The 16,282-nt window shown below is 56.7% G+C and carries 13 protein-coding genes and 1 rRNA gene; 10 read left to right on the top strand and 4 right to left on the bottom strand.

Annotated elements, in window-relative coordinates; genetic code table 11:
- The first annotated feature begins 176 nt into the window (after window positions 1-176).
- The 4 genes from rrf to BBOH_RS09300 all read left to right on the top strand — a co-directional run bounded on the left by rrf (window position 177) and on the right by BBOH_RS09300 (window position 3,683).
- Window positions 177-293 (top strand): 5S ribosomal RNA (rrf, locus tag BBOH_RS06990).
- Window positions 294-849: 556 nt separating this feature from the next.
- The gene (locus BBOH_RS06985; RefSeq protein WP_237743174.1) at window positions 850-1,941 is read left to right on the top strand and encodes a glycerol dehydrogenase; all 1,092 of its coding nucleotides are present in this window, start codon (window positions 850-852) and stop codon (window positions 1,939-1,941) included.
- 112 nt (window positions 1,942-2,053) lie between these two features.
- Window positions 2,054-2,989 (top strand): aldo/keto reductase, encoded by a 936-nt coding sequence (locus tag BBOH_RS06980; RefSeq protein ID WP_033521532.1) that lies wholly within the window; start codon window positions 2,054-2,056, stop codon window positions 2,987-2,989.
- A 436-nt stretch (window positions 2,990-3,425) separates the two neighbouring features.
- Window positions 3,426-3,683, top strand: a complete 258-nt coding sequence (locus BBOH_RS09300; protein WP_033521534.1) for a hypothetical protein — start codon at window positions 3,426-3,428, stop codon at window positions 3,681-3,683.
- A gap of 416 nt (window positions 3,684-4,099) precedes the next feature.
- Here BBOH_RS09300 and BBOH_RS06970 read toward each other — a convergent pair whose 3' ends face one another.
- Together BBOH_RS06970 and BBOH_RS08905 are read right to left on the bottom strand one after the other, a co-directional pair.
- Window positions 4,100-4,906: a nitroreductase family protein gene (locus BBOH_RS06970; protein WP_033521536.1), complete on the bottom strand. Its 807-nt coding sequence runs from the start codon at window positions 4,904-4,906 to the stop codon at window positions 4,100-4,102.
- A gap of 70 nt (window positions 4,907-4,976) precedes the next feature.
- Complete coding sequence (locus tag BBOH_RS08905; protein ID WP_052118190.1) at window positions 4,977-5,639, bottom strand: DUF4235 domain-containing protein; 663 nt, start codon at window positions 5,637-5,639, stop codon at window positions 4,977-4,979.
- A 246-nt stretch (window positions 5,640-5,885) separates the two neighbouring features.
- Here BBOH_RS08905 and BBOH_RS06960 point away from each other — a divergent pair, with 246 nt between their 5' ends.
- Window positions 5,886-6,563, top strand: a complete 678-nt coding sequence (locus BBOH_RS06960; RefSeq protein WP_143242389.1) for a histidine phosphatase family protein — start codon at window positions 5,886-5,888, stop codon at window positions 6,561-6,563.
- A 269-nt stretch (window positions 6,564-6,832) separates the two neighbouring features.
- On the opposite strand, the gene BBOH_RS06955 is transcribed toward BBOH_RS06960, so the two are convergent.
- Window positions 6,833-8,602: a glycoside hydrolase family 13 protein gene (locus tag BBOH_RS06955; RefSeq protein WP_033521540.1), complete on the bottom strand. Its 1,770-nt coding sequence runs from the start codon at window positions 8,600-8,602 to the stop codon at window positions 6,833-6,835.
- A 133-nt stretch (window positions 8,603-8,735) separates the two neighbouring features.
- The gene (locus tag BBOH_RS06950; protein ID WP_052118191.1) at window positions 8,736-9,926 is read right to left on the bottom strand and encodes a LacI family DNA-binding transcriptional regulator; all 1,191 of its coding nucleotides are present in this window, start codon (window positions 9,924-9,926) and stop codon (window positions 8,736-8,738) included.
- Between the two features lie 352 nt (window positions 9,927-10,278).
- On the opposite strand from BBOH_RS06950, the gene BBOH_RS06945 reads away from it, so the two are divergent.
- The 5 genes from BBOH_RS06945 (at window position 10,279) to BBOH_RS06925 (ending at window position 16,057) form a co-directional block, all read left to right on the top strand.
- Window positions 10,279-11,340: a LacI family DNA-binding transcriptional regulator gene (locus BBOH_RS06945; RefSeq protein ID WP_237743173.1), complete on the top strand. Its 1,062-nt coding sequence runs from the start codon at window positions 10,279-10,281 to the stop codon at window positions 11,338-11,340.
- A gap of 170 nt (window positions 11,341-11,510) precedes the next feature.
- Window positions 11,511-12,818 carry an ABC transporter substrate-binding protein gene (locus BBOH_RS06940; RefSeq protein ID WP_033521542.1) on the top strand — a complete coding sequence of 436 codons (1,308 nt, stop codon included), beginning with the start codon at window positions 11,511-11,513 and terminating at the stop codon, window positions 12,816-12,818.
- Window positions 12,819-12,970: 152 nt separating this feature from the next.
- A complete protein-coding gene (locus BBOH_RS06935) occupies window positions 12,971-13,909 on the top strand; it encodes a carbohydrate ABC transporter permease (RefSeq protein ID WP_033521544.1) in 939 nt (312 codons plus the stop codon).
- 38 nt (window positions 13,910-13,947) lie between these two features.
- Window positions 13,948-14,817 (top strand): carbohydrate ABC transporter permease, encoded by an 870-nt coding sequence (locus BBOH_RS06930; protein ID WP_033521635.1) that lies wholly within the window; start codon window positions 13,948-13,950, stop codon window positions 14,815-14,817.
- 121 nt (window positions 14,818-14,938) lie between these two features.
- On the top strand, window positions 14,939-16,057 hold the full coding sequence (locus BBOH_RS06925) for a glycoside hydrolase family 172 protein (protein WP_033521546.1): 1,119 nt from the start codon (window positions 14,939-14,941) through the stop codon (window positions 16,055-16,057).
- Window positions 16,058-16,282: the final 225 nt, after the last annotated feature.

Here is a 16,282-nt window from a genome sequence, read left to right as displayed (position 1 = left end):
CAATACACGTTTCCCGCGCTGGTCGCGGGGACGGCATCTTCCTACTGCGGAAAGGCCATGGCGATGATGAACGTTGCCTGGTCATGAATCGATCGTTGTTGCATGAAGCGTCCACCGTCCGGTTCCCGGACCATCACATCCCACGATCCCTGGCGGGTCGTGCATAATAGAAGATTTGCGGCGGTCATTGCCCGGGGGAGACGCCCGGTCCCATTCCGAACCCGGAAGCTAAGGCCCGGCACGGCGATGGTACTGCACTCGACAGGGTGTGGGAGAGTAGCTCGCCGCCGCATCACACTTGAACGGGGACCCCCGTGGTCGAGCCTGACGGCTCCCACGGGGGTTCTTCGCATGCCCGGACGGATCCCCCGCGCCCCCCCGGCCGGTCGGTCGACGCGGCCGGGCCGGCGGGCCGACGACGGGAACCGGGACACGGACACGACGACCACCGGACAAAACCATCCACCCCAAAATTCATGATTTAGATGAAAGATATGCGCCGCCTATCACTGTTATCGGGGTGCCATCGACAACCAAGCGAGGACATTTCAAATCGACGCATGGCATTGAAGACTGCGCCGCGTTTATTGATCGCCTCTGKTTTTTTTTCAAGAGGGCGCTTGTTTTTTTTTTGGTCTTCCGGGCGTCATTGTAGTATGAAGTTGTCAACGCCTTGGTGGTGTCGGAAGCAAATAGATGCCGTTTGGAAGAATTGGATGGCACAATGCGGTGGCGAAACTTTGGTGTTTTGTTTTTGAGAACGGCTGTGACGCCGTACGGGTTTGTCGTCAAGGCGGCAAGGATGGTTCGGTAGCTGGAGACGGCTTGGAACCTGTGAGAAGAAAGGCAATGACCATGCGAAAAGTGTTGTGCTCGCCAGGCAGTTACATCCAGCAGGAAGGCGCTATGGGTCAGCTGGCCAAGGAATACTCGGCCATCGGATCCAATGGTGCATACCTGCTTGTCGATCCCATGATCGATAAACTGTACCATGATCAGATCGTTTCCAGCTTCGAACAGGAGCATGTGCCTTACCGGTTGGTCGTATTCGGCGGCGAATGCTCCATGGAGGAGATCGAACGGAATCGGCAGAATCTTGGAGAGGCGGACGCCGTATTCGGAATCGGTGGGGGCAAGACGCTCGATGCTGCAAAAGCCATGGCGTACTTCGAGCATGTCCCAGTCGCTATCGTCCCCACAGCGGCATCTTCAGACGCCCCTTGCTCTCGCCTGTCGGTGTTGTATACGCCGGATGGCGTCTTTGATAAATACCTACCACTGCCGGCTAATCCGAACGTGGTCATCATGGACACCGACATCATCGCCAAGGCGCCTGTGCGCTTCCTGATCTCCGGTTTGGGTGATGCCTTCGCCACATACTATGAGGCTGCGGCTTGCGTGCAGTCCAACGCCATCACCATGACAGGGGGCCATGCGACGAATGCCGCATTCGCTCTGGCAAAACTCTGCCACGACACCCTGCTCGAAGACGGGGTGAAGGCCGTGGCCGCCGCCAAGGCCGGTGTTCGTACGGCCGCCTTGGAGAACATCATCGAAGCCAACACATTGCTGTCCGGTCTTGGGTTCGAATCCAGCGGTCTTGCCGCGGCCCACTCGATCCATGATGGCATGACCGCCTTGGAAGGCACGCACCAAATGCTCCACGGTGAGAAGGTCGCCTTCGGGACCTTGGCGCAACTGGTCCTGGAGGATCGGCCGCTCGACGAAGTCAAGGAAGTCTACACCTTCTTCCGTGAAGTCGGGCTGCCTACGTCCCTGGCGGGAATCGGTATTGCCGACGCGACCGACGAGGAGCTGCTCAGCGTCGGAGAGCACGCGTGTGGACCGGATGAGACGATGGGCAATATGCCCTTCGAAGTCACCCCCATCGACGTGGCGCACGCATTGCGTGCGGCCGATGTCATAGGGAAGGCCATCTGAAAGCCGTGGGCATGCATGACGTCCGGATCCGACGGCCACTTGAACTCACGGCCGGTCGTTTCGACGCTTAAGACATGAAAAGACATTGCGGGAAGTTCTTAGGAAGGTAATTATGAAATACAGTGAATTGGGCTCGTCAGGCGTGGATGCTTCACGTGTCGCACTTGGAGTGATGCGCTTGGACGGCAAGGGACGCGACGAGGCTCAGAACATAGTCAGGACCGCGCTCGACGGCGGCGTGAATTTCTTCGATACTGCGGACTGCTACTCCGACGGAGAAAGCAGCCGTCGGTTGGGCCAGGCGCTTCAAGACCTCAAGGTCGATCGCCAGTCGATTTTCGTCCAGACCAAGTTTGGTATTTACAAGGGCGACAACGGTGCCATCACGAGATACAACTTCTCCAAAGACCACCTTATCGCCTCGCTCGATCGTGAGCTGGAGAATCTGCAGACCGACTACGTCGATTTCGTGTTGCTGCACCGCCCTGACACCCTGGTCGAGTTCGACGAGCTGGCCGAGGCGTTCAACGAGTTGCAGAACAGCGGGAGAGTCCGTCATTTCGGGGTGAGCAACATGAACCCGATGCAGGTCGAGATGCTGCAGAGCGCCGTCGGGCAGAAGCTCGAGGTCAACCAATTGCAGTTCGGGCTCGGCCACACCGGCATGGTGCAACAGGAGATTCACGTCAACATGGCCGACGCGGCGAGTGTCGATCACGATGGCGGACTCATCAGCTACTCCCGTTTGAAAGGGATGACGATTCAAGCGTGGAGCCCGTTCCAATTCGGTTTCTTCGAGGGTGTGTTCATCGATAACCCCAAGTTCCCCGCGCTCAACGAGGCGATGCAACGGGTGGCCGACAAATACGGCGTGACCAAGAACGCCATCGCCGTGGCCTGGATCCTGCGCCACCCAGCCAGAATGCAGGTCTTGTTGGGATCGATGACACCAAGCCGTCTGAAGGAGATGATGGCGGGGGCCGACGTGGAGATCAGCGCGCAGGAATGGTATGACCTGTATGTCGCCGCCGGCAACGATCTGCCATAAGCCCCTGCCCACTTATATATAGTGGGGTGTGGTCATAGTGGCGCGGGAATGAGTGGACTGAACCGATGCCAGCCGGGAACGTGTGCGTTGCAATCGGCTTCGACCTGCTCAGCCATGAGGGAGTGGACGGCATGAAGTGGTTTCGCACATGGTAGGTTTGAGGTTCCGGGCAGTCGCGGGTATTCGTGAAAGTCGATCCCGCGAACACGCATTCTGCTGGCATACCCGTCAAACGTTGCACTTGACGATGCCGGATTCGGGCTTTAAAAGTTGGCGGGAGGGGCACGAGTCCGTCGGTTTTCCGGATTCGGGAGAACCCCCGGGTGTGGCCTGGTACGGTTGCGTTGCTTGCGATATTTGACTTCGCGTGCGCCGACGATGGCATGTGACCGTTCGGTTTCAGACGAAGGTAAGCCGGTGTGGTTACAGTGAAAGCATGCATTATTTCACCCCCAAGCGCTGTGCCAATACGCAAAAGATCATGTACCATGATAAGGTGCAGGCTCAGCGCGCCGCCGACCGGAGTCTGGTTGAACGCGGCGCGGAATTGTGGGTGTACCGGTGCGAATACTGTGGACAATGGCATTTGACGCATCATGACCCGTCGGGTGCTCCGCTTTTGCGGGGGTTGAAGCCCAGTGGCGGCGGCAGACCGCGCTCGCGAAAGCGTGGTTTTAAGCCGCGCCGGCATTAAGACCAACCTCAGGATATAACTCGTCGAAACCGGCTGGATCCAGGGCATTCCGATGTGACATGACTTCATCGCATGGTCAACTTATTGATAGTAGTAATGCAACTGCGTATCGATTGGAACTTGGATAATGGCGCAATTTTGTTCTTCAATATCGCTGAGGCTCAGGTCCGTTGTCCGGTGGCGTCGTCGGTCTGCGCGTTACGGAGGTGCGGGCTCCGGCGTCGCTCCTTGCCTGCGTTATCGCGTCGGCCGAGGAGTGTGTCCAATGAGAGGGAGTCGTACGCGTTGGCTTGCGGCTAATCCCGTGCCAACCAGTGGTAAAAGAATGCTTCAGGGAACCGGCGTGCGTTTCGGCCCCGTATGGGTGCCAGTTCCCCTCTGGAAACGTCTTAGCGAAACGGCTTATGAGAGACGGCCTAGCGGTCGAAACGGAAGCCTTGCGCCTTGGCGACCGGTTCGAACCGCTTGGCGATTACTTTGGAATCGGTGGATTTGGCGGCGATCTGGTCGCTGAAGGCGTCGACCGGTCGCTTGGTGTCGCGCAGATCGTAGTATTCGCTGACCTTCTTGTCAAAGGCGTCCAGGTCAAACGTGCCAGGAATTTCGGGAGTGTCGCCCTTGTCGTTCGCAGGGTAACTGTCGTCGAAGAACTGTGCGGAGCGGTCCATCCTTGGTTTCAGGCTGGGTGCCTGATCCGGCTCGCCCAATGCCAGCCCCAGCACCGGGTAGGTGAATTCCGGCAGGTGCAGCAGTTCGACGAGACGTGCCGGATCGTTCAGAATCGAGCCGAGGATCACCGCTCCTAAACCAAGGGAATATGCGGCGGTCTCCATTGCGTGCAGCGCGAGGACGGCGTCATTCTGGGCCTGGCTGAAACGGTAGCTGGAGTTGAGAGTGAACTGGTCCGAATGCGGGTCGATGCCTTTGCGCGCGGCGATCGCGGCGTTGCGATGTTCATCCGCCACAAAGACATACAGTAGCGGGGCCTGTGCGATGTAGGCCTGGTTTCCGATTTCCGCGACGGTGCGTTTGATGACCTGGTCCTTGACGCGTATGGCCGACCAGTCCTGTAGATACTCGCTTGAGGCGGCATGTTGGGCGACAGTCTCAAGCGTGGCGACCGTCTGTTCAGGCACGGGGTTTGGTTTGAACGCGCGAATCGAACGGCGGTTCAACAGGGTTTCGATGGTTTCGTTGCTGATTGGAGTTTGTGATTTGGTCATATCAACATTCTCGCAGGCGGTGGGTAATTTCGGTGTGTTTTCCGCTAAGCGGCAATGTGAGATGTGCCGATTAACGACCGCCGGCGCGACGGGAATGGCGACGGGTAACCAGAGCGTCAGACCCGCGGGTGCTCAGTTCTGAGATGACCGCTGCGAACGCGGCCGAAAGCATGGCGAACACGATACTGGCGATGGTGCCTTGCTGTTGCGCCGTCGTGTCCTCGGCCTTTTCCTGCGAGGTCGATTCGTCCGTGCTCGCGTCCGTCGCCTCCGACATGGATGTGGATTTGGCGGCGTTGCGCGCGTTCCTGCGGCTGACGATTTGACGGTCCCAAATCATTTTGAACAGCTTGCCGGCCACGGCTCCGGTCGCCATGGGAATGATGGTTTTCAGGACCTTGTCGCCCAATGTGTCGGGGTCGTTGATCATGTTCATGCGCATGGTATCCACTTTCTGGTCGAGTTTGTGAAGTGATTCTACAATGTCGTCCGCCGTACTGCTCAAAGGGGAGTCGGACTCCTGGTCGCGTTCCTGTGGTGTTTGGCTGTCTATAGCTGTTGAAGAAGGCATATAGGTTGGGTGGGCTGTCGTGGTTGATGGTTTGGCGGTCTCGCTGGAAGCGGCTGGGGCCTGCATGCTGGACTGACCGTCGTCTTCGGGCGCCGACAAGCCCGTGCCCTGCTGTGCCGCCGTTTGTATACTCGCCGCGCCGAAGGACTTCGAACCCGTCATGTGCTTTCCTCTGCTGTGAAACACCTTCATATCTCCATGATAGGCGAGGGTGTGGCATTGTAAGCCGTTAAAGGAATGCGCGAGCAGCTGCAGCAGTCGCTTCGATGGAATTCTTCGCGACGGTCTGTCTTGCATTGCCGCGATGAGGTGAAAAGGTCGAACACCCCGGGCTAGAGTGGAGGCATGAGTGAAGACAATGTTGTTCTGTGCGACGATGCTTCGGAATCGAAAGGTGTGCCAAGGCCAATGGGTGAAGCGGCGCGGCTTGGCCATCTTGTATTGCTTCGACACGGCCAGACCAAGTGGAGCGATAGCGGTCAATACACCGGTCGCACGGATTTGCCGCTGGGGCGGGAGGGCCGTCAGCAGGCGGTTCAGAGCGGCAAGAGACTACGCGAGGCGTTTCCGGGCGGGTTCGACGCCTCGTGCATTTTCGTCAGTCCCCTACTGCGGGCCCGGCAGACTGCACAATTGGCCGGATTCGGCGAGTTTCAGGTATTAGACGATCTGGCTGAATGGGATTATGGCCGAGCCGAAGGGCACACCGAACAGGAGATCGGCGCGGCACTGGGTAGGCCTTGGAACGTGTGGAGGCACGGGGCTGAAGCGGTTCCGGCTGACATGGGGGTCGACTGGGTTGAGCGGTTGGAGACCGGTGAGCAGATTCCGGTGCGTCACACCAGTGGAGAACGGCTCGAGGACGTGGCGGCTCGTACGCGGCGTGCGGTTAGTAAGGTGGCGCCTATGGTGCTCGCCGGCTCGGACGTACTGTTGGTGGCACACGCCCACGTCCTTCGAGTGTTGGCCACCCAGTGGCTTGGTGTGGATCCGTGCGCCGGCAGTCTTTTTCGGATCGATACGGCGCATTATGCGGTTCTTGGCTATTACAAGTCTGAACCGGTTGTCGAGCGTTGGAATGCGTGAGGCAGTTGCTGGTCGAAGGGCGCTGATCGCAGTGCGAAAATGCGAGATGAATGGTCGGGGATGAAGGATGGGAGTTGGACGGGACGGTAGACGTCGGACCTCGAACGAAAACGCCCGAGCGTGATTGTGGATGAGTAGTTAAGAACAGGTGAGAGACGGTCGGCGAAGAGACGATAGTAAAGTAGTGAAGCGATAAGCCGTAAACAAACGGGGCGGAAAATGGATAAAACCTCCTCCACCCCGTTGCGTTTATCGGCGACGTCGCGGCTTTACTCGTCAAGTAGGAGCCAGGCGCTCGCGTCTTGGGCAAGCAGCCCGTCGGCCGTAAGCTCGGCCGATGTGGCGAGCACTTCGCCTGCGGGCAGGGCGATCGGGTCTGCACCGAAGTTCGTGACGTTGGCGAAGCGGCGTCCCCTGTCGTCGGTGCTGGGGCGGCTGTAGGCGATGACGTCATCGCCCATGTCGAGCATGCTGATGCTGTCGTGGTCGCCCGTGGCGGTGAGCTTTGTGGCGCGAGTCTTAAGAGCGCTGCGATAGAAGTTCAGCATCGAGTCCGGATCCGTCTCCTCGGTGTCGACGGCGAAGTCCTTGAACCAGAGCGGCTGTGGTAGATGCGGATCATCGGGTGAGGTGCCATCCGGCTTTGCGGTCGGCGAGAACCCGAAGGATGCACCCGTGCCGAAATTGCCGTCCCAGCTTGCAGGTTCCGGCATGTCCTCTGCAGTCCACGGTAGCGGTACGCGGCAGCCATCGCGGCCTTTATCGATGGTGCTGCGGCTGGTGCGGAACGCGTTCGGGTCCTCGAGGCGATCCCACGGGATGTCTGCGACTTCAAACAGTCCCAATTCCTCGCCTTGGTAGATGTAGACCGAACCCGGCAGACCCATCTCCATCAGTGCGGCCGCGCGGGCGCGGCGGGTGCCGAGCGGGCGGTCTTCATAATATGTCTTGCCGTTTCGAAGCACCCAGTCTTTGGGAACCTGGTGCTTGTCGCGCGCAGGCAAGAAAGGGAGCGCGTAGCGCGTTGCGTTGCGGACGATGTCGTGGTTGCTCATCACCCACGTTGAGGTGGAACCGTTGCTATGCTTGGCGGCGTCGAGCCCCTCCTCGATGGCGGTGCGCATCTGCTTGGCGTCCCAGTCCGCGATGGCAAACTGGAAGTTGAAGACCTGACCAAGTTCGTCCGGGGAAGAGTAAAGGTGTTGGTGCTCAGGCTTGACCCAGGCCTCACCGACGGCGAAACGCGGCGGATTGTATTCGTTGAAGACCTGACGCCATTCCTTGTATATCTCGTGGACTTCGGGCCGATCCCACAATGGGCTGTCGTCATCGCTTTGTCCATCGCCGCCGACCTGATATTTCTCAGCGAGCTTGTCAAGCGGTTCACGATCGATGTCCTTGGCCAGGCCGTGTGCCACGTCGATGCGGAAGCCGTCGGTGCCGTGATCGCTCCAGAAGCGAAGCGTCTTCTTGAACTCCTCGTGGATGTCGGGGTTCTTCCAGTTCACGTCCGGCTGCTCCTTGGCGAAGATGTGGAAGTACCACTGTCCGTCGTCCACCCGCTCCCAAGCCGGGCCTCCAAAAAGTGACTGCCAGTTATTGGGCGGCAGTTCGCCATTTTCGCCGCGTCCTTCACGGAAGATGTAGCGATCACGTGCGGCGGAGCCGCGTCCGGCCTTGAGGGCTTCCTGGAAGAAGACGTGCCTGTTGGAGGTGTGGTTCGGCACGATATCGACGATCACCTTGATGCCCGCGTCGTGAGCGGCCGAAACCATCGTATCGAAGTCGTCCATGGTGCCGAGCCGCGGATCCACGTTACGATAGTCGTCAACATCATAGCCGCCGTCGGCCAGCGCAGAGGGATAGAACGGAGAAAGCCAGATCGCGTCGATGCCGAGCGCCTTAAGGTAGTCGATCTTCTCGGTGACGCCGGCGATGTCACCGATCCCGTCGCCGTCAATATCCTTGAAACTGCGTGGGTAGATCTGGTAGACGACGGCCTGTTTCCACCAGTCGTCGAACTGGTTGTTTGATGTCATGGTTTCCTTCCTTGGATTGATTGCATCGGTAACTGCTATGACAACGATATCATAAAAATGCAAAGAAACGGGAAAAATGTCACTATTAAATCAAAATTATAATATGACTACGTTGCCAACCATTTGAGGGTTGTCATTTTCTCAAAGGCATCGTGGTTTCACGCAACATAAGATGAACGGGGAATACGCTATAAGCCTCGGTCGACGGAGAGGCAAGGGATTCCGTCTCGAACTGAGCCGGAATCCCTGTCACCGGCTTGCTTGCTGATTTACCGGATATCATGTGGCCTTCGTCGGAGCTGCCCCGCTTGAGATCGGCCGCCTGATGCCCCCCGCTGTGACTCCGATGGTGCGCTGAGCTGGCCATGTCGTCATTTCTGGATGAATTCGCCGCCAAAGTGATGGCATCGAGCACCTTGCGACCCACGGCTGCCCCCATTGCATAGGGATCTTGACGAAGAGTGGTCAACCCGATTTGTCCGGCAAGCTCAATATCATCAAAACCGATGATGGACAAGTCTTGTGGAACTCGCCGATTGTACTGACGCAACCGGAACAGGACGGGAATCGCGATTTCGTCCTTCATGAAGCACACTGCGGTCAGGGACGGCTGAGCAGTAAGAATGGCGTTGATCGCCTCGTCGATGCAGTCGGGGCCAGGTTCGAACAGCATGACCGTCTCATGTATCGATGGGTGGTTGCGACATTCATCGATGAAGCCCTGAAGCCGTAAGTCCGCACTATATCGCAACTGGCTATGAGTTGTCTGACCGACGAACGCGATGTTGCGATGATCCAGAGCGCTCAGATGATTGACCGCGTCGTGCATTGCGGCGCAGTCGTCGATGCTCACCGTAGCGTCGAAACCCACGTTGGAAGGCACGTTGATGCCGATAATCGGCACGTGAACATCATCGAGGCGGGCGATCTCCTGTGGGTCGATGTCGAAGGAATTGACCACGACGGCATCCACGTTACGCAGCACAGGCAGATTTTGGAAGAAGTCCTTGCGCTCGCGGGCGGTCGTCATGGTGAAGACGGATATGTCATACCCGGCTGGATGAAGCACCGAATCCAATCCGGCGAACGCGTGCGAGTTGAACCACGAGGAGACGCCGTCGGCCGTGAGGAAAGCAACCCGCATCGTCTGGCCGCTTTTGAGGGCCGCCGCCGAACGTGAAATGCGAAAGCCGAGCTTGTTGGCCGCAGACATGACCTTTTTGCGGGTTTTGGCCGAAACGAGATCCGGCTTGGTGAAGGTGCGCGACACCGTGGACACGGAGACGCCGGCCGCTTGTGCGACTTCTTGTATGTCTGTCGTCATGCCACGCCTCCGGATCGTTGAAAGATGTGGTGTTCGGTGTCTGTCTTATCGGTTCCTCATTATAGGGCAGCATCGGCATTTACGGTTTTGGCGCTCCCTGCATTTTCCGATGGACGCAAAGCAACAGAACCCCGAAGTTCCGGTTTGGTCTTTGGCGAGAGATAACAGGCGAAAAGTCGTTGTTCGGAGCTTTCGGCATATGCCAGGGATTCGTTTCCGCCTTTGAAATCATAGAACTGGAATTGCCTGGAATCGGGAGGGTATCGTAGGGGCGTCGAATTGACAACCAAGAAGAAAGAAGTTATGATGAGAATATCAGATGTCGAAACGTTTCGACAATAAATGATTGTCGGTGTCAGATTGCAGGGAGGCGATGATGGCCGGTATCAAGGATGTGGCAAAGGCGGCCGGAGTCTCCGTCTCTACGGTCTCCTATGTCCTGTCCGGTAAACGCTCAATTTCCAACAAAACCGCCGACAGGGTGCTTGATGCCGTCAATCGTCTCAATTACATACCGGATGCCAGCGCGAGGAAGATGCGTGGCCACTTGAGTCATGTGATCGCCATTGCGCCGGGACGCCGCGAAGTAAGGCACTCGAGTTTGAGTGCCTACTTTATGCAGACAGCGTTGCGGGCGAAAGCCGGTGGGTACGATGTCTTGTTGCTGACCGGCGAGGACCCTGTAGATGATATTCTCCGTGTTGCACAGAGCAATCTTGCCGATGGGGTCGTTTTGCTGGATGTCGAGGAAAACGACCTTCGCGCCGCAAGGGCTGCCGAATACGGTAAGCCTTGTGTGTGCATCGGTTTTCCCAAGGATCATGACGACTGTGCTTGCGTGGACGTCGATTTTGCGTGCATGGGTCGGTTGGCCGCCGACAGGTTACGGGATTTGGGCCATGAGCGGGTGGTGCTGCTCAGGAGCGTCGAACATCTCAGCGAGCCGATGTCCGGGTATTTGAACCTGTTCAGGGATTCTTTTATCGCGGCGGCGGAAGATCGGCAGATGGTGGTGATGGAGTCCGAGCTGACTGAATACCGTAACTTCGACGCCAATGCTTTCGTGTCAAAATATCTTATCCCCAAGAATGGTGCGACCGCCATCGTGAATCAAGCGGATCCGTCTGTGCTCAATACCGTGTTAGGCGTCCTGTCGGTATCTGGGATGGATGTTCCCCAGTACGTTTCCGTGTTGTCGTGCGGTACTTTGTTGGATTCCTATCCAATGAGTAAGGGTATCTCTGAGATGCCTATCACCCCTGCGGTCCAGTGCTCACGCGCCATGTCCTTGCTGCTTGGTGCGATCGAGGAACATCACGATATCCGTGGAGAGGTCGATCTTTCCGTGCCCACTTTTATCGATCGCGGCTCGTTAAGTCGTGCCCGTGAAGCACAGAAGGGAGGTTGTGGCTGATTGCCCGAGAAGGGCGTAGAGGCGTTTTGAAACGGCGATGACGCGTTAGTCTTGTGCGCACGTCAATGAAGGATGTGCACAATTTTTCAAAGAACGGCGCGGACTGATGTCCGTGTTGTCGAAACGTTTCGATGCAGATGAGCAAGGGTTTCTTGAATTAGGAGAGAAAAATGAATGTCAAAAAAGGGATTGCCGTATTTGCGGCCGTTGCAATGTCGGTGACGGCATTGGCCGGTTGTGGTTCGACCGGCGGGCAAAGTGAAGCCAAGCCAGATAGCATTTCGTTCTGGTACTATGAAAACGATGCTTCCGCGGAGACCGTGGCCTGGAAGCAGGCGGCGAAGGAGTTCACCAAAGACACCGGCATCAAGGTGAAGTTTGAAGTCAAGTCTTTCACTCAGATAGCCCAGAATGCCAGTCAGTTCCTCAACTCCGACCAAGCTCCCGATATTATGGAGTCGAATCGGGGCAACGGATCGGCCGGTATGCTCTCTTCGATGGGGCTGCTGAGCGACATGGGGCCGTATGTCAAGAAATACGGTTGGGATAAGGAGATCACCCCCGGCGACGCCTCTGTCGCCAAATACAACGACAAGGGCATCATGAATGGCGACAAGTGGGTCGGCCTGCCTACCTATGCCGAGTATCAGAGGGTGTTCTATAACAAGGACCTTTTCGCGAAGTACGGCATCAAGATTCCGGCCACGATGGACGAGTTCGAAGATGCGTGCGCTAAGTTCAAGGCGGCCGGCGTCACTCCTATCGCCGCCGACGCTCAGGAATATGGCGTGCTGTGGTTGTGGTGGTCCTTGGTGGGCACCAAGGCCGATGAACGGTTTATCGAGGACTGGCATATGTACAAGCATGACGTCAACTGGAACGCCGAACCCTTGACGTACGCGACCAATAAGATTAACGAATGGCTCCAGAAAGGTTATATCTCTCGTAATGCCACGGGGCTTAAAGGTGAGGACACCACGGTTTCCTTCATTAAGGGAGAGAACCCGATCTACCAGACCGGTACATGGAATGAATCGCGCTTCAACGATCAGATTAAGGCCTTCGATTGGGATGCCGCCGTGTTGCCGGGCACCAAGATGCTCCAAGGGTGCACCGGTAACCTACTGGTGATTCCTGAAAAGTCGAAGCACAAGGACTGGTCCGCCAAGCTTCTGGACAAGGCCATCTCCAAGGGCCTGCAGACGGGTATCGGCAATGCCGGCAGCGTGCCGCTAAATGCCGATATGTCCAAGGTGATCAACGAAAAGAACAAGAAGATGATTGAGGAGTACTCCGGTTTCTCGAAGAAGGGTCAATTGTCGTACTATCCGGATTATCCGGCATCTAACCTCACGGATGCGATGTCTTCTGAGTTCCAGGAGCTGACCAACGGCACCAAGACGCCGACGCAGACTCTTGAAGCCATGAAGAAGGCCTATAACACCGGGGTGCAGGACATGGGTGTCAAGGACAACTGATTCCACAAAAGGTGATTAAGGGGTCGGATTCATATATGTGTCTGGCCCCATGCCGCTCGGTTCTGATTCTGCGGTAGGCGCGTCGAGGCAATCCAATGCTGTGGATGCGCTGACCTGTGAACGTATTCGATTTGTTGATAAGGAAGACCAGAATGTCTTTACATAGCAAGACCAGGGGAGCCGCGCTCTCTAGGCTGCCTGGCAATAAGCCCTCGCGATTCGTGCCCTATCTAATTCCCGGTGTGCTCAGCCTTGCGGTCGTTATTATCGTGCCGGCCATCTGGAACGTGTACTTAAGCTTTACCCGTTGGCGGGGTGTGGGCCCCGTGCGATTCATAGGTGCCGCGAACTGGCGCCGCCTTTTCAGGGACGAGATGTTTTGGAAGTCCTTTGAGAATTCATTCTGGATCATCGTGGCTATCGTGATTATTCCAACGGTTTTGGGTCTGTTTATCTCATCATTGCTCACTGATGTCATTCAAAAGAAGTTCGGCTCCAAGGTTGCGTCGTTCCTCCGTGCGCTCTATTACTTGCCGCAACTGTTGCCGGTGGCTGTTGCTTCGATTATCATGGGTTGGATATTCCGGCCTGATGATGGTGCTTTCAATGCCCTTCTGCATGCAATGGGCCTCGGTGTGCTTCAGGGCAATTGGCTGGGGAACCCCAAAACCGCGTTGCCTGTTCTGATGTTCATTCTCATTTGGATTCAACTTGGTTATCCGGTTGTGATTTTCATGTCCGGTCTTCAACGGGTTGACCCCGAACTGTATGAAGCTGTGGGGCTTGATGGCGCGAATTGGTGGCAAAAGTTCTATGTGGTGACTCTGCCTTCGATCATGCCTGAGCTCTTGGTCGTGATCCTGACTGCGACGATCGGCGCATTGAAGACTTTCGGACCCGTGTATCTGTTGACCAAGGGTGGTCCGGGCACCACGACCATCGTGCCGTCATACTATTCCTACAACCAATTCTTCCAGGTGCAGCAGGTCGGGTATGGCGCCGCTATATCGACCGCGCTGACCGTGGTCATCATCATCTTCTCGGTGGTGTTCACGATTATTCAGGGTCATGTTGAAAAGAACATGGACTAAGGAGGCAAGCAATGTCGGAAGTTTCCATACGGGCTAAGATGAGTTCGAAGAAAAAGGCGGAGGAGGTGCCACTTAAGGCCAAGCACATCCGTTCTTGGGGCGACTGGCTGGTTCTGGTGCTTTTGTCTGTTGGCGCCATCGTCATGCTCAGCCCGCTCGTCATCCTGACGATGAATGCGTTCAAGACCATAGGCGATTATAATGCCTCTGGGCCGCTGACCATGCCGGCGCATCCGACTATGAGCGGCATCGTCTCTTTCTGGAATACCAGTCATTTTCCGGTCAAATTCGTCAATAGCCTCCTGATTTCGCTGGTCGTCGCCGTACTGGGCGTTATGCTTTCTGTGCTGAACTCATTTGCATTGGGCATCGGCAAGGTTAAGGGCAATCGCTGGATCGTGCTGATGATAATGTTGGCGAACATGATGCCGCAAGAGGCGCTGCTCTATCCGTTGTATACCATGTTCAAACGTATTGGTCTGTATAACTCGCAATTGGCCATCATGATCATCTTCACTGTCATACAGAGCGCTTATGGTACTTATCTGCTTTCGGCGGTCTATGGAACATTCCCGCAAGCGATTCTGGAAGCGTCCACTTTAGATGGGGCAAATCGTTGGCAGACTTTGTTGCGCGTGGTGCTTCCGATTTCGTGGCCGACCATCAGTGTGTTGTTCGTTTTCTTCTTCGTTTGGACTTGGAACGAGTACATGATTCCGATGGCTTTTCTGATGGACGACAGTGTGCAGACAGTGCCGTTGGCCTTGGCTACATTACAAGGGCAGCATACGATGGATGCGACCACCTTGGCCGCCGCATCGTTGCTAAGCATTATTCCGACCATCATTTTCTTCGTCATTTTCCAGCGCAAACTCAATCAAGGTATCGTTGCCGGGGCCGTGAAGTAAAAATGGTCCTAAGCATGACGGTGGCGCGCCATTATTGAATGAGTTTGTACAAGAACAAAACAAGAAAGGCTTCGAGATGAATGAAACAGTGACGAATCCAGTCCTCAGGGGAGGTGCGGGAATGGGTTCGGGATTTGGCTTGCTCGATGCCTTGGCGACGGCGCCTGGCGCGCGGCGATCGAGGTGCGTCAATGCGGAGAACCCGACCGGGGGCAAGGGGGTGGCGGCGATGGCGGCCGGCACGTTGGGCCCCTCGCGTAAAGGATCGCCCTGCGTTGACGTGGTGCCCGCCGGTGGCGCCGTGACGTTGATGGATGTGGATGGGCCGGGCGTCATTCGGCATATCTGGATGACGGTGACTGACAGGACCGGTCCGACCGGCCAGAACGTATTGCGTAATCTGATTCTCGAGTTCTATTGGGACGGCGAGGATGATCCCAGTGTCGTGTGCCCGATCGGGGATTTCTTCTGTTGTGGGCATGCGCAGGCCTGTGCGGTTGACTCGTTGCCTGTGGTGGTGGCTCCCAACCGTGGGTTCAACTGCTATTTCTCGATGCCGTTCGAGCATGCCAAAGTGGTATTGCGTAGCGGACACAACGAAGACGTGCACGGCTTCTTCTATCAGATCGACTATACGGAGGAGCCTTTGCCGCAGAACGCGCTGCGTTTCCATGCGCAATGGCGTCGCGAGCGGGTCACCAGCCAGTCGCGGGATTACGTCATCCTTGATGATGTGCGGGGTCAAGGGGTGTACGTCGGTACTTACCTGGCTCACACGGCGCTCGAAAGCCGCTGGTGGGGCGAGGGCGAGGTCAAAATGTATCTTGACGGCGATGTCGAATACCCGACTGTCACCAGCACCGGCACCGAGGACTATTTCGGCGGGGCCTGGAGTTTCGGTTCGTTCGAGGGTCGAGGCAGCGGGGATATGCGAGAACAGACGTATTGCGCACCGTTCGTTGGTTTTCCTTTCCGCTCCCAGACCCTCGTCGGGCGCGAAAACGACTATTGGGATCAATCGACGCCGGTGATGCGCGGCCTATACCGATGGCACATTCCCGATCCCATCTATTTCCATGAAGGCATCAAAGTTACCATTCAGCAGATCGGCACCGATGAGTCCGGTCTGTTCGAGCGTTCGGACGACCTGGCTTCCGTGGCCTACTGGTACCAAAGCGAGCCGCATGTTCCGTTCGACCCTGGACTGATTGGTGATTGCCGTTTCCGGCGGCCTCGGTGAGATTCGGCTGGTAATAGAGTGAAATCGTTCTTCGCCGCGCCTTGGTGGGGTAAGTGGCCGTCCTTCGTTGTCCTGAGCGTGTTCGATCCGTCAACAGGACACGATGCCTGTCTGTCGGCGTGCGGGGAAGGACCCATACGCTCATCTTGTATCGCATGCACCGGGACTTGGGTATGACGAATAAGCATGTCCGACACCGATGGCTGCGTTCGGCACTCGATATCC

Origin of the sequence: Bifidobacterium bohemicum DSM 22767 (assembly GCF_000741525.1) — a bacterium.
Taxonomy (GTDB): domain Bacteria; phylum Actinomycetota; class Actinomycetes; order Actinomycetales; family Bifidobacteriaceae; genus Bifidobacterium; species Bifidobacterium bohemicum.
The sequence above is the reverse complement of the archived record's forward strand: the minus strand, read 5'-3'. Positions and strand labels throughout refer to the sequence as shown.

What these genes read in the sequence shown, in the direction of transcription:
- BBOH_RS06950 (WP_052118191.1), bottom strand. Translation starts at nt 9,926, where the DNA reads ATGACGACAGACATACAAGAAGTCGCACAAGCGGCCGGCGTCTCCGTG.
- BBOH_RS06935 (WP_033521544.1), top strand. Translation starts at nt 12,971, where the DNA reads ATGTCTTTACATAGCAAGACCAGGGGAGCCGCGCTCTCTAGGCTGCCT.
- BBOH_RS06980 (WP_033521532.1), top strand. Translation starts at nt 2,054, where the DNA reads ATGAAATACAGTGAATTGGGCTCGTCAGGCGTGGATGCTTCACGTGTC.
- BBOH_RS06930 (WP_033521635.1), top strand. Translation starts at nt 13,948, where the DNA reads ATGAGTTCGAAGAAAAAGGCGGAGGAGGTGCCACTTAAGGCCAAGCAC.
- BBOH_RS06970 (WP_033521536.1), bottom strand. Translation starts at nt 4,906, where the DNA reads ATGACCAAATCACAAACTCCAATCAGCAACGAAACCATCGAAACCCTG.
- BBOH_RS08905 (WP_052118190.1), bottom strand. Translation starts at nt 5,639, where the DNA reads ATGACGGGTTCGAAGTCCTTCGGCGCGGCGAGTATACAAACGGCGGCA.
- BBOH_RS06955 (WP_033521540.1), bottom strand. Translation starts at nt 8,602, where the DNA reads ATGACATCAAACAACCAGTTCGACGACTGGTGGAAACAGGCCGTCGTC.
- BBOH_RS06925 (WP_033521546.1), top strand. Translation starts at nt 14,939, where the DNA reads ATGGGTTCGGGATTTGGCTTGCTCGATGCCTTGGCGACGGCGCCTGGC.
- BBOH_RS06960 (WP_143242389.1), top strand. Translation starts at nt 5,886, where the DNA reads ATGGGTGAAGCGGCGCGGCTTGGCCATCTTGTATTGCTTCGACACGGC.
- BBOH_RS06940 (WP_033521542.1), top strand. Translation starts at nt 11,511, where the DNA reads ATGAATGTCAAAAAAGGGATTGCCGTATTTGCGGCCGTTGCAATGTCG.
- BBOH_RS06985 (WP_237743174.1), top strand. Translation starts at nt 850, where the DNA reads ATGACCATGCGAAAAGTGTTGTGCTCGCCAGGCAGTTACATCCAGCAG.
- BBOH_RS09300 (WP_033521534.1), top strand. Translation starts at nt 3,426, where the DNA reads ATGCATTATTTCACCCCCAAGCGCTGTGCCAATACGCAAAAGATCATG.